Annotated in this window: 14 protein-coding genes and 1 riboswitch; of the genes, 9 read left to right on the forward strand and 5 right to left on the reverse strand. The window is 47.7% G+C overall.

Annotated elements, in window-relative coordinates; translation table 11 throughout:
* Window positions 1-17 precede the first annotated feature (17 nt).
* From N7386_RS04580 to N7386_RS04595, 4 genes are all read right to left on the reverse strand, one after another.
* A complete protein-coding gene (locus N7386_RS04580) occupies window positions 18-1,418 on the reverse strand; it encodes a hypothetical protein (protein ID WP_279767187.1) in 1,401 nt (466 codons plus the stop codon).
* Window positions 1,415-1,960: a peptide deformylase gene (gene def / locus N7386_RS04585; RefSeq protein WP_279767188.1), complete on the reverse strand. Its 546-nt coding sequence runs from the start codon at window positions 1,958-1,960 to the stop codon at window positions 1,415-1,417. Before def ends, N7386_RS04580 begins: the two co-directional genes overlap by 4 nt.
* Window positions 1,961-2,022: 62 nt before the next feature.
* Entirely contained in the window at window positions 2,023-2,235 is a 213-nt protein-coding gene (locus tag N7386_RS04590; protein WP_011625380.1) for a SlyX family protein, read from the reverse strand.
* A 9-nt stretch (window positions 2,236-2,244) separates the two neighbouring features.
* Window positions 2,245-3,195, reverse strand: a complete 951-nt coding sequence (locus N7386_RS04595) for a hypothetical protein (protein ID WP_279767189.1) — start codon at window positions 3,193-3,195, stop codon at window positions 2,245-2,247.
* Window positions 3,196-3,349: 154 nt separating this feature from the next.
* On the opposite strand from N7386_RS04595, the gene fkpA reads away from it, so the two are divergent.
* From fkpA to katB, 6 genes are all read left to right on the forward strand, one after another.
* Complete coding sequence (fkpA, locus tag N7386_RS04600; RefSeq protein ID WP_011716036.1) at window positions 3,350-4,120, forward strand: FKBP-type peptidyl-prolyl cis-trans isomerase; 771 nt, start codon at window positions 3,350-3,352, stop codon at window positions 4,118-4,120.
* A gap of 625 nt (window positions 4,121-4,745) precedes the next feature.
* Window positions 4,746-7,358, forward strand: a complete 2,613-nt coding sequence (exeM, locus tag N7386_RS04605; RefSeq protein WP_279767190.1) for an extracellular exonuclease ExeM — start codon at window positions 4,746-4,748, stop codon at window positions 7,356-7,358.
* 128 nt (window positions 7,359-7,486) lie between these two features.
* Window positions 7,487-7,942: a hypothetical protein gene (locus N7386_RS04610; protein ID WP_279767192.1), complete on the forward strand. Its 456-nt coding sequence runs from the start codon at window positions 7,487-7,489 to the stop codon at window positions 7,940-7,942.
* A gap of 110 nt (window positions 7,943-8,052) precedes the next feature.
* Window positions 8,053-8,490 (forward strand): hotdog fold thioesterase, encoded by a 438-nt coding sequence (locus N7386_RS04615; RefSeq protein WP_011716039.1) that lies wholly within the window; start codon window positions 8,053-8,055, stop codon window positions 8,488-8,490.
* 53 nt (window positions 8,491-8,543) lie between these two features.
* Window positions 8,544-8,789, forward strand: a complete 246-nt coding sequence (locus tag N7386_RS04620; protein WP_086902120.1) for a YgjV family protein — start codon at window positions 8,544-8,546, stop codon at window positions 8,787-8,789.
* Between the two features lie 346 nt (window positions 8,790-9,135).
* Window positions 9,136-10,596, forward strand: coding sequence for a catalase KatB (katB, locus tag N7386_RS04625; RefSeq protein WP_011623773.1), 1,461 nt, complete (start codon window positions 9,136-9,138; stop codon window positions 10,594-10,596).
* Between the two features lie 70 nt (window positions 10,597-10,666).
* Here katB and N7386_RS04630 read toward each other — a convergent pair whose 3' ends face one another.
* On the reverse strand, window positions 10,667-11,224 hold the full coding sequence (locus N7386_RS04630) for a TMEM165/GDT1 family protein (RefSeq protein ID WP_041408851.1): 558 nt from the start codon (window positions 11,222-11,224) through the stop codon (window positions 10,667-10,669).
* A gap of 402 nt (window positions 11,225-11,626) precedes the next feature.
* Window positions 11,627-11,722, forward strand: a riboswitch (cyclic di-GMP riboswitch).
* Window positions 11,723-11,847: 125 nt separating this feature from the next.
* Between N7386_RS04630 and gbpA the strand changes: the two genes are divergently transcribed.
* The 3 genes from gbpA to N7386_RS04645 all read left to right on the forward strand — a co-directional run bounded on the left by gbpA (window position 11,848) and on the right by N7386_RS04645 (window position 17,451).
* On the forward strand, window positions 11,848-13,323 hold the full coding sequence (gene gbpA / locus N7386_RS04635) for an N-acetylglucosamine-binding protein GbpA (RefSeq protein ID WP_279767193.1): 1,476 nt from the start codon (window positions 11,848-11,850) through the stop codon (window positions 13,321-13,323).
* 557 nt (window positions 13,324-13,880) lie between these two features.
* Window positions 13,881-15,056, forward strand: coding sequence for an aromatic amino acid transport family protein (locus N7386_RS04640; protein ID WP_279770959.1), 1,176 nt, complete (start codon window positions 13,881-13,883; stop codon window positions 15,054-15,056).
* 238 nt (window positions 15,057-15,294) lie between these two features.
* Window positions 15,295-17,451 carry a S46 family peptidase gene (locus tag N7386_RS04645; protein WP_011623769.1) on the forward strand — a complete coding sequence of 719 codons (2,157 nt, stop codon included), beginning with the start codon at window positions 15,295-15,297 and terminating at the stop codon, window positions 17,449-17,451.
* Window positions 17,452-17,878: the final 427 nt, after the last annotated feature.

Below are 17,878 nucleotides of genomic sequence, written 5' to 3' on the forward strand. Positions count from 1 at the left end.
AAACATTCACCGCTAGGTTAAATGATTATTGAATAAATTCGGGTGTAATTACCAGTATCAATTGCCCAGACCAAGGTGGTCTTGCCTGCGGCAACTTCAATTTTGGCCGGTGGTGCCTTGTCCAACTGCAGCGTGTATTCCCCAGGATTGAGGTAACGTCTGCCAATTTGCGCCTGCTTTGGCAGGGTCAACCAACTGCGGCGATCCGCCTGTTCGCTGACCACGTTAAAAATCTGCATGGCGATACTGCCAATATCGGCGGCATTGTTGCCGGGCTTACCGCTTTTTTCGACCTGATAGGCCATTTCCGATTTGGCATACACCCGCGCGACTTGGCGAACTAAGGTGCCGGGTAAATCTTCCTTGAGCGCGTTAATCGCTAAGGCATCGATATTGGCGATGGGCTCGGTTTTCAGCACTGAGCCTAAGCCTTGCACTTGAGCCTCGGCAACAAAACTATTGTTCGGTCCATAGGTTGCCAAAGAGACGGTTTGCCAATTGCCATGGATAGTGAAGGGCACTGTGAGCGCTTGTTTTTCAGGTACAAAGCCCTTTTCGACCATGAGAATCACTTGGCCTTCACCCGCCTTGGGAAGCTTGGCATCGCCCCAGCGCCTTTTAAACTCATCGTACTGCGGCATGCCGAGTTGCTTGGCAAGACGCACTAAATCCTGTTGCAGATAAGTGTTATCAGGGCTGATTTGTGCCGCTTTACGATAGTCGATAAAGGCATCGTTTGGCTCGCCCAATACCTCGTGAAGCAACCCTGTAGTGTAGTAGCTGTAGGCATTGAGGAAGGAGCTGGTTACCGTACCTGCGGCTTGGCCGAGCTTATTCACTTCGGCATCTATGGTGCCATTGGCCATGGCCTGCACGGATTTTTGTGACTTCTGATAACGCTCCTGCTCAGAACCTTGCAGCTCGTTACTGCGGCGAACTTCCACTAAGGCGCCTTGATAATCACCGCTGAACAGGTAATTCAGGGCTTGATATTGGTGCAGCATAATGCGCTCGTAGCCTGGGCCACGGTAGGGGATGGCATTATCGTTTAATACTAAGCTTGTGGCGGTTGCGCCTATGTCGCTGGCGCTAATCTTGGCTTTATCATCGAAGGCTGTATAGGCCTCGACCGCTTGCTGGTAGTACTTACGGCTGCTGGCAAAGTCTCCGGCAACCTGCGCCACACGTCCCGCTTCTTGGGCGTAGAGTAGGCCATCGTTACCTTGGATATTGCTGGCTAATTTCTCGATATCCGCCATGGGCGTTGCGGTATTGAGTTCTTGTTTTATCGGTGCAATTTGTGCCGGATAATTGATAAAAATACTGTTATAGGCACAACCGCTCGAGCCTAAGATCGCGGCGAGCATCAGCGTGCTGAGTGTGGGTTTGATTAAAGAGTGAATGAAGGTGCTATTCATGCCTGTGGTTTACCTTCTCGCGCCATGTGTTTTTGTTCTGGCATTTGTGAACGCTCAAGCAAAGTGATCCCCTGAAGATGATCAAACTCATGTTGAAAAATACGTGCAATAAAACCTGTTAACTCAGAGCGTTGCCATTGTCCTGCGAGGTTTTGATAGCGCACCACTATCTGCTGGTGGCGCCAAATTGTAAACCTTTGTCCGGGAACCGATAAACAACCTTCTTCACCGCAAACTAAATCCGCAGAGGCTGACAAGATCTCTGGGTTGACCACCACAACGGGGTCCATCAGCGGCGCATCGGGATAACGCTCGTTCGGCCGTGATGCCATGATAAACAGTGCCAGCGGGCTGTGTACTTGCGGTGCGGCAATGCCAACGCCTTTCGCGGCCGCCATGCTCACTGCCATCTGCTCTGCTAATTGACTCAAGGCCGTATCGAAGTCGCGAACTTCAATGGCTTGCTCTTTTAAAATGGCTTCACCCACCACGGCAATAGGCAGTGGCTGACTGGGTGTGGGTGATATCGCATCTTTAAACATCGCATTCCTTGGATATTTATGGGCCATTGTGTCGTTAACGGATGGGGTTATCCGCTATCACATTAGTAATGGGGTGGCGGCGTTTCTTCGGCTTGGGTCGCAATATTGCTGGGTTCCATCGCTTTTAATTTACCAATCAATAACTGAATTTGATGTTGCTGATGGGCGATGAGCTGGTTCAGCTTAATGACCTCTTGGTTTAACTCTTCAACCGTGAGCTCTTGAAAAGCCATTTTCATTTGCAGCTCTTCAATCTGTTCTTGTACGCCTTGCATGACTAACCTCTACTCCTGCCAAGTCTCGACTAAGCCTTGGCTACTGATACTAACCACTTTATTGGTATCTCGAATTGCCACAGAGTATACAACGGCTCCTCGGTTTTGGCTGTTTTTAGTCAGCGCAATTTGCCACTTAGCAATAGGTTTACCCGTTTGGCGTTGCCAGAGTATGACTTCGCGCGCGGGCGTGCCTGTGAGCAGCTGGCTGTCTTGCTGGGCGAAACGCACCGCCGAGAAGGTCATTTGCCTGCGTTTAATCTCTAATTGATTTAACAGCTTACCATTGGTGTTATCCCAAATCTTCGCCTCATTGGTACTGCCATTGGTAAAGCTTAATGTGCCACTGTCGTTGAGTGCCACCTTAGTCACTCGACTCCCTATATCCCAAGTGTGGATCGGCTGTCCCGTTTGCGCTTGCCACAGGATAGCCTGCATATCGTTAGAGCCTGAGAGGGCAATGCGCCCATCGGCGGAAAGCGCAACGGTATTGACCCTTTCCTTATGGCCTAAAAATTTAATCAATGCCGTTTTGGCCGCATTGAGCGACATCACACTGCCATCGTTTAAGCCTATGAGCAGGGCGCCATTATTCGCCACGGCGACACTCTCACCCGAGGCGGGCAGCGACCACCATCCTCGGGATTTGCCGTCGGCTATTGTCCATAGGGCAACTGAATCGCGGCTTAACGATGCGGCGAACTCACCGTTAGGGGAAATGGCGGTGGCCGTGACGCCGGTATTCAGGTCGCCATGCACCCATTGGTACTTGAGGCTGTGGGTGGTTAAGTCCCAACATTGCACCCCTTGGCTTTGGGTGGCGACAATGGCGATATTGCCGTCGCTAGAGAGGCTCGCGCTGTATGAGGGTTCCTGTGAAATGACTCGAATATCATCGGCTTTGGGCTGACATGCCGCTAAAAAAAGTGTGCAAAATACCAGCAGTAGGGTTTTCTTCATGAACTTGCTCCTAAAGTTGGTGTCTCTAGTCCGGTAGAGTGAGATTAATCACAGTTAACACATAACAGAATCTAGTTGGTATAACCCAGATAACTAGTATACAGTTGTCGCGCTTAGGTTATTGTAACCGCTTGAGGATGCTGAGGAAGCTTTAATGAAATCGATTTATAAATTATCGTTAGTTGCATTGGCTGTTATTGGCCTATCTGCTTGTAATCAAGAAGAAAAAGCAACAAACGCAAGCACAAATGTTGAATTAACGACTGAAGCACAAAAAGAAGCCTACAGTGTTGGCGCTTCAATCGGTCGTTATATGTCTGGCCATATCAAAGAGCAAGAAGAATTAGGCCTGCCAGTTGACCGTGCGCTGATCGTAACTGGTTTTACTAACGGTCTGAATGATCAACTGAAATTAACTGAAGAAGAAATGCAAACCATTCTTCAAGGTTTAGACAAAAAGTTAAACGACAAACGTACAGAACAAGCTAAAGCCATTGCTGCGAAAAACATCGAGGATGGTAAAAAGTTCCTCGAGGAAAACAAAGCTAAGCCTGGCGTAGTGACCACTGAATCGGGTCTTCAATACGAAGTGTTAACACCAGGTTCTGGTGACAAGCCAGCGGCTGAAGACACTGTAGAAGTGGATTACGTAGGTACACTGCTTGACGGTACTGAGTTTGATAGCTCATACAAGCGTGGTCAAACGGCTAAGTTCCCATTAAACCGCGTTATTCCCGGTTGGACCGAAGGCGTACAGTTAATGCCTGTCGGTGCTAAGTACAAGTTTGTTATCCCTGCAAACTTAGCTTATGGCGACCGCGATACTGGTACTATTCCACCAAACTCAACCCTGATTTTTGAAGTTGAACTGAAATCAATTGAGAAAGCACAAGCGGCTCCTGCTGCTGAGCCTGCTAAAAAGTAATTTACCGTGATAACGGCTTAACTCGGGTTAACTCGTTCACTCATAAAATACCGCCCACACAGGGCGGTATTTTTTTGCACTCGAAATGACTAAGCAGTGCTGCAATCGATACAAATAAAATCATGGAGGAGTTTGTTTACCCGTTTTACACCATCTCGCAAACGACCCACAGTTAGACTTTTTGAATCGAGCGAGCGTTTAAAAGACGGATAAGGAGTATTCGTTTTTCAATGAATAATATTTCAAAATAATGATCGAATAATTAAGTTTTAAATAAATTGCGATGATTTAAATTATCGAAAACGCTTATATTATTCAGAATGGTGTACTTAAAAATATCATCAAAATATCACATTTATTTTTTGATTGTTATTTGTTCGATTTCACTCTGATATATCACTGTGATGTCTTTATCTTACTTATTGTTTTCTTACTGCTTAATACTTTTGTGTTATATCACTGTTCTGAATACAAGACAGTTGGGTTTGTAAAATTTCATTTTCATCAATATCTTATGCATGCATAGTGAGATCTTCCCCTCTTTTTTTAGCAATTCAACTCTGGAATAATCCGCCCGCACGTTAATAAAAATTAGCGGCGATATTATAATAATGGGGTTGATAATATGGATAATGTTAATAAGTTAACGGCTATATCTTTAGCTGTAGCCGCAGCTTTGCCAATGATGGCAAGCGCTGATGTGATGATCACTGAATATGTTGAAGGTAGCTCAAACAACAAAGCTATCGAGTTATATAACAGCGGTGATACGGCAATTGATTTGGCGGGTTATAAACTCGTTCGTTATAAAGATGGCGCCACTGATGCCTCGGATATGCAGGTATTAGATGGACAAAGTATTGCGCCAAAATCGACAAAAGTCATTTTAAACTCAAGCGCAGTCATTACCCTTCCTCAAGGTGTCGACAGTTTTTCGGGTTCTTTAAGTTTTAACGGTGGCGATGCGGTTGCCTTAGTTAAAGATGGCGCTGTGGTCGATATTATCGGTGACGTACCAACGCCGACTGGTTGGGGGCTCGATGTTACCCTTAAGCGTAAACTCGATGCATTAGTCGCCAACACTGTCTTTAATCCTGCCCAGTGGGAACAATTACCTAAGGACACTTTCACAGGTTTAGGTTCGTTAGATACGCCAACTGAACCTGAAACGCCAGTCTTTAGCTGCAGCGGCGCGAAAATCGTTCCGATTTATCAAATCCAAGGCGCGGGTGAATCTAGCCCTTATGTGCCTGAAGGTGCATTCGAGTCTGAAAGCGAAGTGACGGTTCGCGGTGTGGTGACTGCCCGTGGCGAGAGCTTATTCAAAGGTTTCTATCTCCAAGAAGTGAAGGGCGATAACTCGCCATACACTTCCGACGGCGTGTTCGTGTTTTTAGGTGAGAATCCACCAGAAGCGATTCAACCCGGGGTTGAAGTTTGTGTTCAGGGTAAGGTGAAGGAATACTTCGGCCTAACCCAAATCGATATCAAAACCGACAAGAAATTTGAAGTCGGTGCTAAGGGCGAAGTCCCAGCTGCGGCGCCATTCTATGTGGCCGATGGCGAAACTTTAGCGCAGGCTTTAGAGCGCTACGAAGGCATGAACGTGAAACTGGATGCTGGTAGCGATCTGAAGATCAGCCGCACCTTCAGCTACGATTATGCTGGCCGTCGCAATAACATGTTGGTGTCTTATAAGGCGCCATTGATGAAGCCAACTCAGCTTTATCCAGCATTGTCAGCAGAAGCGACTGCTTTAGTTAAATCTAACCTTGAAAATCAGCTGTTTATCGAATCTGACTACAAGCCAGCCGATGGCGTTATTCCTTACTTCCCTGACTTTAACGTCGAAACCGGTTATATCCGTGTGGGTGATCAGCTGACCAATCTCGAAGGTGTGATTGGTTACAGTTACGGTGCCTACCGTTTAGTGGCGACCAACACGATTACCGCTGGTGACTTTATCCGCGGTGATGGCAGAACCGACGCGCCAAGTGTCGCCACTAAGGGCGATATCCGTGTCGCCAGCTTTAACGTGCTGAACTTCTTTAACGATGTTGTTGGTGGTGATACTAACCCATCGGGCAGTAACCGTGGCGCCTTGACCGAAGAAGAAATGCTGCTGCAACGCGCGAAAATCGTTAGCGCCATTACCGCCATGAACGCCGATATCGTCGGTTTAATGGAAATCGCTAACAACGGTTTTGGTGAAAAGAGCGCGATTAAGAACTTAGTCGATGCCTTAAACGAGAAGCAAATCGCTGAAAATGCTTACAGCTTCGTTGAAATCACCGACGAAGATAAATACGACGGTAAGTACTTCGGTAGCGATGCCATTACTGTAGGTATGCTTTACCGCGCGGGTAAAGTGAGCCTTGCGGGTGCGGCTCGTGCGATTGATACCCCAGAGCAACACGCGACTGCTGGCAGTGTGACTCGTGTGAAAGATGGCAAGACTGAAACTAACCCAGGTAACGATGCTTACCAACGTCACAGCCTAGCGCAAACCTTTAAGATCCATGATCAGAACTTAACAGTTGTTGTTAACCATCTGAAATCAAAAGGTTCAGGCTGTTTAGAAGATTGGGTCAACTTCGAAGAGTCAGTCGATCCGGCCGATCAACAGGGTAAGTGTAATGCCTTCCGCGTATCGGCTGCTAAAGTGCTCGGCGAAGCCTTAAAAGACGTTAAAGGCGATCTGCTGGTGATTGGCGACATGAATGCCTACGGCATGGAAGATCCTATCCGCGTATTGACCGATTACGATGCGAGCACGTCTGAGCGCGATATCATGACCGCCTCATGGACCACCTTAGATGGCAAAGTGTTTGAGCGCCAAGGTAGCAAGATTGAGAAGGGCTATGGCCTCATCAACCTCAATACTCAGGCCCACGGCGCTGGAACTTACTCATACAGCTACAACGGTGAGTTAGGTAACCTAGACCATGCCTTAGCAAACACCAGTCTTGCCAAGCGTTTAGTGGATATCGAAGATTGGCATATCAACTCGGTGGAATCTAACCTGTTCGAATACGGCAAAAAATTCTCTGGTGAACTGGCCAAATCTGAGAATGCTTTCTCAGCATCTGACCACGATCCCGTTATTGTCGCACTTAGCTACCCAGCACCTGTTGAGCCACCAAAACCTGAGCCAAAACCAAAGGATGATGGTGGTGCGTTAGGATACTTGGGTCTAGCCTTGCTATCTCTATTCGGCTTACAACGCCGTCGCCGTTAATCGAGTGATTGCACGCTCACAACTGAGTTTGTGAGCTAAACTCAGAGCTAAGGGATGGTTTTACCATCCCTTTTTTATGGCACTGTTGTTGTGGGACTTTATGTACCTTGATGACAAGGAGAGCGGACATGGCAGCGACTGGCTCCGACCATGCAATCGGCGTGGCAAAAGCGCCTCTGTGGTTTTATTTTGTCGCATTCATCAGTTTGTTATGGAACATCATGGGCTTATTGGCATTTGTTATCCAAATGACCATGACGCCTGAGACCATGGCGCAGATGAGCCCAGATCAAATAAAGCTCTATGAATCGACACCCGCCTGGCTCGACTGTGTGTTTGGGTTTGCGGTGGTTTCAGGCGTTATAGGTTGTCTGTTGTTACTCATTAAAAAAGCCTTTTCTTATAAAGTGTTGCTCGCGTCTCTTGTCGCCGTATTGGTGCAAATGGGCTATGTATTTGCTATTCAGCAGGCGGCTGCGGTATTGGGGAGCGATGCCCTTATGATGCCGAGCGTGGTGATCCTATGGGGAATATTCTTAGTCTGGTTTAGTCGTTTTGCTGTCACAAAGCATTGGTTAACTTAGGCGTAGCGGCTCCTTGCCATTATCTGGCTGTTATTAGCCAATGCTTATGTGTTGAACTTCAGTCACTTCTTAGTAAACTGCTAGCTGGTTTTCTTTACTAGGATGTTGAAATGAGTATTTGGTTTAGACCTGTCACCTTAGAGGATTGTGCCCGATTAGATGCTGGTATGGGGGGCAAAGGCACCCTGATGCAGACCCTAGGGATCGAGATCAGCGAGATTGGCGATGACTATATGAAGGCGACTATGCCTGCCACGCCCGCCGTACATAATCCCTTAGGCATTGTCCATGGCGGCGCGAACGTCGCACTGGCCGAAACTGTGGCCAGCTATGCTGCAAACTTTGCGGTGGATTTCGAGCAATATTATTGTGTTGGACAAGAGATTAACGCCAACCATTTACGCGCTTCGCGTAATGGCGTGCTGACCGCGACGGCTAAACCGGTTCATTTGGGGAAACGCAGTTCGGTGTGGGAAATCTTAATCCATAATAGTGCAGGGGAGTTGACCTGTATTTCACGGATGACGGCGGCGGTAGTAAAACGCTAAGAAGGCTCAACCAACCTGTTTTAGTTGTATCAATCGATAAATAAGGACGTGATATGGATAGTGCAATGATGTGGGAATGGGTTGGTTATTTGGCGTCTGTGGTGGTGGCCATCTCTTTGATGATGTCTAACATCAAAAAGTTACGCTGGTGGAACTTGTTGGGGTCGGCATTGTTCGTTGCCTATGGGGTTGCGATACAAGCTTATCCGGTGGCGGCGGTTAACTTTTTTATCGTGTTAATCGATGCCTATTACTTGGTCGTTATCTATCGCGAGCAGGCGAGCTCTGTCAATGAGTAATATGTAGCACTTTGAATCAATTGAAGTATTTTTTAAGTTTGTCTTAAGCTCGAGTTCTCATTTTTGCCCAGTCGGTTTGCGTTACGGCTGGCATACTCTTTATTCTGTTGCTGGCTATTTCATCACATACGGGGAGTGAACTTTACTCTCTGAATGATCTAAGCACTCTTCGTTAATCTGAAATGTAGATTATTTAAATCTATATTAATCGTTTTATTGAATTAATATTTTTGCCTATTCTAACTCCATCGACAACACGTCGCCCTGCCAAGGAGAGAAGCCATGGCCACCATTTACGATTTAATTGAATCTTGGGTTAACACCAATCAAGAATGAGGAGCAAGATATGAGTCAACAGTATTTAACAAGCCAAAGCGGTTCTCCAATTGCTGACGATCAAAACTCATTGTCAGCGGGTGAGCGTGGTCCCTTACTACTGCAAGATTGGCATTTAATTGAAAAGCTTGCCCACTTTAACCGTGAGCGTATTCCTGAGCGTGTTGTGCATGCGAAAGGCACAGGTGTATACGGTACTTTCACCCTGACTAAAGACTTAAGCGAATACACCATCGCCGACCACTTTAACGGTGTGGGTAAGCAAACTGAGACCTTCGTACGCTTCTCTACTGTGGGCGGTGAAATGGGTTCTGCCGATGCCGAGCGCGATCCCCGTGGTTTTGGTCTGCGCTTCTATACCGCCCGTGGTAATCACGATATCGTGGGTAACAACACGCCGACTTTCTTCCTGCGTGATGGTATTAAGTTCCCAGACTTTATCCATACCCAAAAGCGTAACCCATTGACGAATTTGAAAGATCCACAAGCTATGTGGGACTTCTGGTCATTAAACCCTGAAGCCATGCATCAAGTGACGATTCTGATGTCTGACCGTGGTATTCCGGCAAACTACCGCCAAATGCATGGTTATGGTTCGCATACTTTCTCGTTCTGGAATGCTAAAGGTGAGCGTTTCTGGGTGAAGTTCCACTTCAAATCGCAGCAAGGTGTGGTGAACTTAACCAATGAGCAAGCCGATAAGTTAAAGGGTATCGACCCTGACTCATCCCAGCGCGATATGGTAGTAGCAGTGACCGACGGTAACTTCCCTCGTTGGACGGTGAACGTACAGATTATGCCTGAGGCCGATGCCAACACTTACCATATCAACCCATTCGATTTAACTAAGGTGTGGCCACATGGCGATTACCCGTTAATTGAAATTGGTGTGTTAGAGCTGAATCGTTTACCGCAAAACTACTTTGCCGAAGTCGAGCAAGTGGCATTAGCACCGAGCAACTTAGTACCAGGTGTGGGCGCATCGCCCGACAAGATGTTGCAGGCGCGTTTATTCGCCTATGCCGATGCGCAGCGTTACCGAATTGGGGCGAACTACAACCAGTTACCCGTAAACTGCCCACATGCGACTAAAGCTAACCATCACCAACGTGCGGGAGCCATGGCGGGAACACAATGCCCGTACCACGGTAGTCAAACCGGTGGCGATGCCGCGGCTAACTATGGCCCAAACAGCACAGCGGGTGCTTTAGTTGAACCGGCAAACTTTGCCGAGCCACCACTGCGTTTAGATGGCGAAGCAGCGCGTTACAGCCGTTACAATCAGGATGATTACACTCAGGCGGGTAACTTGTATCGCATCTTCAGCGAAGCCGAGAAAGCACGCTTAGTGGAAACGATTTCTGGCTCACTGCGTCAGGCAAGTGTAGAGGTACAGCAACGTATGCTGGCGCACTTCCACAAAGCCGATGCCGATTACGGTCAACGTATCCAAACTGCTCTCGGGTTATAAGTTAATTCCTTAGCCCTATAAAAAAGGCCAGTGTTATCACTGGCCTTTTTGTTTATCTTGATTTTATCAATCAGTTAACCATTAAGGTTGCTACGCCGAGCAGGGCAAACAAAATTGCGCAGCCTCTGTGGATCCACTTCATTGGTAATTTTTCGGCACTAAAATGTCCCGCAATAACCACTGGGACGTTCGCTAGCAACATACCCAAAGTAGTACCTGCAACCACCATGGCTAAGGCATCGTATTTAGCGGCTAAAACGACAGTTGCGATTTGGGTTTTGTCGCCCATTTCGGCGATAAAGAACAGAATAAAGGTCGCAACAAAGGGTCCCATCTTATAGAAACGGCTCTCTTCGGCGTCCACTTTATCGGGGATCAGTACCCAGAGTGCAATCGCAAAGAAGGAGGCGGCAACCAAGTAGCGTGCTACATCTGGGCTCACCCAGTTAATCGCCCATTGGCCAAGCCAGGCGGCGGCAAAATGGTTAAACAGGGTTGAGAGTAAAATCCCCAAGATAATCGCGGTTTTATTTTTAAATCTTGCAGCGAGTAATAGGGCAAGCAGTTGAGTTTTATCGCCAATCTCGGCGATGGCAACCGTAAAGGTTGAGGCGAGTAACGCTTCCAAGTGTGATCCTTTTAGGGGTGGTTTTTGACATAAGCACAATAGACCGTCCACCCCAAGGTGCGGTTACTGTGCTCAGGTCTTGCAGGACAAATCGATGATTTGCTGTGAACACCATGGCATGCGGCCAAGTATGTTGATGTTCACCCTGAATATCGATGGCTCGAAATCCAGTTAGCTACTCCCCCGAAGCGAGGTGGGCATTATACCCAAGTGCAACAGGGTTTCAAGATTAAACTCATCGAGTCAGAGGGCAAATAATCTGACAGGTGCCAATAAAATACCGCTTGGCGTTTTGTAACATATTGAATTATAATAATTTAAATTTTGACAACGCTGTCTTTTGTTGTTAGGTTAGCCGGGTCTCAATGTTTAAGTTACATACTGTTAACTTCAATAGAGATCCACCGTATTTGGCAAACTAATTGAAAAATTAGGACGCAAAGCCTCCGGTCTAAGGTTGTAAAGGGATGTTGAAACTAAGATAGCGGGGTTGCCTCAGAATTGAGCTGATGCTTTCAATTCTTTGAAAAATAAACGGCTTTGCTTAATGCTGTTTTGCCTAAATACCACTTTTATACCTATGCCAATCTCGTCGAGAAAGGCACCCTACGGAGTACAATAAAGTGGCACATCTAACTACTTTTACATCAATCACAAATGCTAACCGTAAACACCCACTACTGGCTCGTTTAAGCCTAATTGCCTTGGCCTTAAGCGCTACGAGTGCGCTAGTTAGCCAAACGGCGTCGGCCCACGGTTATGTGGTTTCACCAGAATCACGCTCATACGCCTGTAAAACTGGCAGCAATTTAAACTGCGGCGCCGTTCAATGGGAACCGCAAAGTGTTGAAGGCCCATCAGGTTTTCCTGAGTCAGGCCCTGCCGACGGCAAAATTGCCAGCGCAGCCAACGCAGCGTTTTCTCCCTTGGATGAACAGAGCCCAAGTCGTTGGTCTAAGCATGACATTAAGTCGGGTTGGAATGACTTTAGCTGGCAGTTCACCGCTAACCATGTGACCCGCAATTGGCGTTACTATTTAACTCGTCAAGGTTGGGATCAAAACCAAGCCTTGAGCCGTGCAAGCTTTGACTTAGCCCCCTTCTGTGTGGTCGACGGTGGCATGGTTCAGCCACCTAAGTTAGTGACACATAACTGTTATGTGCCTGAAGACAGAAGCGGTTATCACGTGATTTTGGCCGTGTGGGAAGTCGGTGATACCACTAACAGTTTCTATAATGCCATCGATGTGAACTTTAGCTCTGGTGTTGTGGTGCCGGGCGAGTGGACCGATATTGGCGATATCAATCCGTCACTCGATCTTAAGGCGGGTGATAAGGTGATGACGCGGGTGTTTGATGCTAATGGCGAGCAAACTGCCAAGCAAACTCAGATAACCATTACCGACACCACTCAAGGCGCCAAGCAAAATTGGCCATTCCTGTTAGCCAGTGCCATTAATGCCCAGCAGCCACAACTTAAGGCGGGGCAGAAGAATGCCTCTGGGGTGATCTCGCCCGTTTACGGTAAAAATGAGATTTATGCCGCGCCTAATTCGGGCCTAGAGCGAGTGGAAGTGAGCTTTGATATTGCGCCTGCGCCGGGTAATCAGCTCGATGTCACATCACTGGCCGATGATTACACTATTGTCGATGGTGCCGCAAAGGTCAGTTTCGATGTCAGCACTAATGCGGATATGCAGGTCTCGGCTTACCTATTTAGCCACGATGGCACGGCAGCTGGTTATGTCACGCAAGCGGTCAATAACACCAACGCGAGTCTAGTGCTTGATGTCGTCGCGCCAAAGGCAGGCCATTATCATTTACAAGTGAAGGGCGAGCCTAAGCAAGGTGAGGTTATCCAGCAAAACTTCGATCTGTTCTTAAAAGATCAAGCCATAGCGCCGGATGCCGATTTTGTCTTCCCCGAGGGCATTAAAAACTATGTGGCGGGTACTAAAGTGCTGCAACCTAAAACTGGCAAGGTCTATCAATGTAAACCTTGGCCTTACAGTGGTTATTGCATGCAATGGTCGCCAACTGCAACCGGGTTTGAACCGGGTGTCGGCGGCTCTTGGAATATGGCTTGGACTGAGCTGTAATCGGTTAACTGGGGAATAAGCGGATTGTGAGTCGCGTTAATCCGCTTTAGCGCAATCCCGTCCCCCGTCGAATCGCTAAACTCATTGATAACCCCTGCAACGCTACAGGTGTTGCAGGGGTTATTGTTTTGATAACAGATCCGCCTCGATTTTTTATCTTTTACTCACATTTCCCCTTCGGATAGCCAAAGCGGCGTCATCTTTGTCTATAACTGGCTTGCCCGCTGGGGTTGGCTCTGTTAATGTCCAGAGCTATCTTCTTTTACGCGCGATGTCGCTGCTTTGCTAAGGCAATCACGGTTGAAATTAATGTCACTTTTCTGCAAACGATTTAGTTAGCCTCAATGGCGACTGGGTTGAAATATTCAAAAGCTATTGGGGCCAATTGATCTGCTCTTTGAGATCGGATTGGATGCTTTAAGTTTAGTGACGCTTTTCGTTTGAGATTGCTGTTGGCTTAATCACAGAGTGCGCAAGGCTTTATCCTTCAAATCTACTCAAAAAACCTTAAAAAATAATAATTAATACTTGAACAGGATAATTGTGTGAATTCAAAAATGTTAGGCTCGATAGCCATTGTCGCAGGGACCGCCATTGGCGCAGGAATGTTAGCCTTACCCTTAGCCACGGCCGCCTTAGGCATGGTGCCAGCCATTTTGTTAATGGTGGTGATTTGGGGCTTGTCAGCCTATACCTCATTGTTAATGCTTGAGATTAACCTGCGCTCAGGCGTCGGTGATAACTTCCACGCCATCACGGGCAAACTCCTCGGCAAGAAAGGCCAAATGGTGCAAGGCGCTTCTTTTCTCAGCTTACTCTTTGCCTTAACGGCGGCGTATTTGACGGGCGGCTCATCGCTGTTAGTGCTTAAAGCCAAAAATATGTTCGACCTAGTGTTAGACAACCAACTGGCGGTCGTGCTGTTTACCTTAGTGCTGGGTGGATTTGCGGCCTTAGGGGTGGCTTGGGTCGATAAAGCCTCGCGCTTCTTGTTTTCGCTGATGATTTTATTACTGATTGTGGTCGTGCTGTTTTTATTACCCGAAGTCAGTATCTCGAGTATGGCAACCAGTGCAGTGGCCGAGTCCATGACCAGCAGTTGGATGGCGGCGATTCCCGTGGTGTTTACCTCCTTCGGTTTCCATGTGTGTATCGCCACCTTAGTACGTTATTTGGATGGCGATGCCGTTTCGCTGCGCAAGGTATTATTAATCGGTTCAACTATTCCACTCGCGTGTTATATCTTCTGGTTATTGGTGACCTTAGGCACAGTGGGTGGCACCGAAATCAGCAGCTTTAATGGCTCTTTACCTGCGCTGATCAGTGCATTACAAGAGATTGCCCACACGCCTTGGATCAGCAAATGTATTTCGCTGTTTGCGGATTTAGCCTTAATCACCTCTTTCCTCGGGGTAACCTTAAGTCTGTATGATTTTGTGGCCGAACTGACCCGCGCGAAGAAGACCTTCCTCGGTCGCGCCCAAACCTGGCTGTTAACCTTTGTGCCGCCTCTGTTGTGCGCGCTCTATGTACCCGAAGGTTTTGTTGCGGTATTAGGCTTTGCCGCCGTGCCGCTGGTAGTGATGATTATCTTCCTGCCGATCGTGATGGCACTGCGTCAGCGCCAAGCCACGCCGCAGGGATACCAAGTGTCTGGCGGCACATTTGCCCTCGGGATTGCGGGTTTGCTCGGCGCGGTGATTATCGGCGCTCAGTTGTTTGTCGCGCTGTAAGTTAAAGCCGCTGAACGTACTCCAGTGGCAGAGTTAAACCGATAAATATGATGAATGTATTTGCTTTGTAAGCGAATTTTTCTAACTCTGTTATAGAGTGCGTGCGATATGCTAAAGTCAGGCCCAGTGCCTGACTTTTTGCTTTTTAGCGTTAACCAAAGCGGCATGTAATCCCAATAAATATAAGAAATGGCCTCGCAAGTGCTCGGCTTTCTTCACCTAAAACGGACTTAAGATAATGAAAAAATGGTTACTCTCAGTTGCCGTGGCGGCGAGTTTTGCCTCCCATGCCGATGAAGGTATGTGGCAGCCACACCAATTGCCCGCAATGGCCGATGAACTCAAAGCGAAAGGCTTAGAGATTGATGCGAAATCGATTTCCAAACTGACCGAATTCCCCATGAATGCTGTGATCAGCCTAGGTGGCTGTACGGCATCTTTTGTTTCGCCAAAAGGCTTAGTGGTGACAAACCATCACTGCGCCTATGGTTCGATTCAATATAACTCGACTGCAGAGAAAAACCTGTTGCAGGACGGTTTTTTAGCTAAAACCTTTGCCGATGAATTACCCGCTGCGCCAGGTTCTCGCGTTTATGTTACCGAAGAGGTGACCAATGTGACTGAGCGCGTCAACGCGGGGCTTGAAAACAAAGCGGGCCGTGAGTTTTATCAAGGCGTTGAGAACCAAGAAAAAGCACTTGTTGCCGAGTGTGAAAAGGATGAAGGCTACCGCTGCCAAGTGTATAGCTTCCACGGCGGTTTAGAATACTATCTGGTAAAACAGTTAGAAATCCGCGACGTACGTTTAGTCTATAACCCAGCGGGCAGCGTCGGTAAATACGGCGGCGATGTCGATAACTGGATGTGGCCGCGCCACACGGGCGACTTTTCCTTCTACCGCGCCTATGTGTCTAAAACCGGTAAACCTGCCGAATTTAGCGCCGACAACGTGCCGTACGAGCCAAAGAGTTTCTTAAAAGTCTCGGCCAAAGGTGTGAGCGAAGGGGATTTTGTGATGGTGGCGGGTTACCCCGGCCGCACTAACAGATACCGCACCGCGAACGAAGTGCAAAATCAGTTCGAATGGGCTTACCCAGAAGGCAAGATGCTGCGCGAACGTTTTATTGAAATCATCAAAGAAACGGCACCAGAAGGCAGCGACGAGCGCATTAAGTACGAGAGCCAAATCGCTGGCTTAGCGAACTACGCTAAAAACTTCACCTCAATGATCGAGTTTTATGGCAAATCCACCATGTTAGCCGACCGTAAGGCCCGTGAAGCCGAGCTCGCCGCATGGATTGCCAAAGACAGCAGCCGCGAAGCCAAATACGGTAAAACCTTAAGCGAGTTAGACGCGCTGATCGCCAAAAGCAAAGCCCATCAAGAACGGGATATGATCTTAAGCTACATTGGCAACACTACTATGGTGCCAACGGCGACCAATCTGTACCGTTTAGCCCATGAGAAGCAATTGCCTGATATGCAACGTGAACCTGGCTTCCAAGACCGTGATATGACGCGTTTCAAGGCGAGCATGGAACGTATCGATCGCCGTTATGCGCCAAGTGTAGATAAGGCCGTGCTCTTGGATATGCTCAAACGTTATGCCGCGTTACCCGAGGCGCAGCGCTTACCTGCTATGGATAAAGCCTTTGGTATCGATAAAAAGGTTAACGAAGCTAAACTGGCGAAAACCTTAGATAAAATGTACGCCAAAACCGAGCTGGGCAACAAAGATGTGCGTTTAGCATGGATGGAAAAATCCGTTGATGACTTCAAAGCCTCTAAGGATCCTTTTATTCAATTCGCCGTGGCCATGTATGACACTAACATGAGCGAAGAGAAGAAAGAGAAGGAGTTAGATGGCGAGCTGATGAAAGTGCGTCCGCAATATATGGATGCCATCATTGCCTATAACCGTGAGCAAGGTAAGCCAGTGTACGCCGATGCGAACTCTAGCCTGCGCGTGACCGTTGGCCATGTTAAAGGTTATGAACCTAAAGATGGTTTAGTGGCTAAGCCCTTTACTCGCCTCGAAGGCATAGTGCAAAAAGACACTGGCGTTGACCCATTCGATGCGCCGAAAAAGCAGTTAGAGCTTATCAAGCAGAAGCAATACGGTGATTTCTATGTAAAAGCCATCGATTCTGTGCCGGTAAACTTCCTGTCGACCTTAGACACAACTGGCGGTAACTCAGGCTCTCCAACCCTAAACGGCCGCGCCGAGTTAGTGGGTTTGCTGTTCGATGGCGTGTATGAAAGCATCATCGGTGACTGGGCGTACGACGACAATATCAACCGCTCAATCCAAGTCGATAGCCGTTATATGCTGTGGGTAATGAAGTATTTAGATAATGCCGACAACCTGTTAGCCGAGATGGAAATCGTTAAGTAATCCACCGCCGCATCGCACAGGTGCGGCGAATATGATCGCAAAGCCGCTTATGTCGCATGATTTACGTGATAAATAGGCAGTAATCGCAAGATAATACAAAAGCGATAAACCAATGTGGTTTATCGCTTTTTTGTATGTAATGACTTGCGGATAATTGTTGAAAACAGTATTGCTAGGCGAACCATGGTATTCGCTCACCGACACGCAGCAAGTCCATCCGTGGATGCTCGACCGCCTCGTCCTTGAGGCGGACGGTCGTCTCGCTAATCACCATGGCTCACCTTTTTAGCATCGGTGTAGCTTGCAGGTTTTAAAGAAACACACAGCATGCTTTGGGACATTTTCGAGTTAAAGCTTTAACTCTAACGCGTCTGTTTCGGAAAAAATTTCTATGGGTTAACGCCGCATTCAGCGGCTTGTCCGCTGC

This window comes from Shewanella sp. GD04112 (assembly GCF_029835735.1).
GTDB lineage: Bacteria > Pseudomonadota > Gammaproteobacteria > Enterobacterales > Shewanellaceae > Shewanella.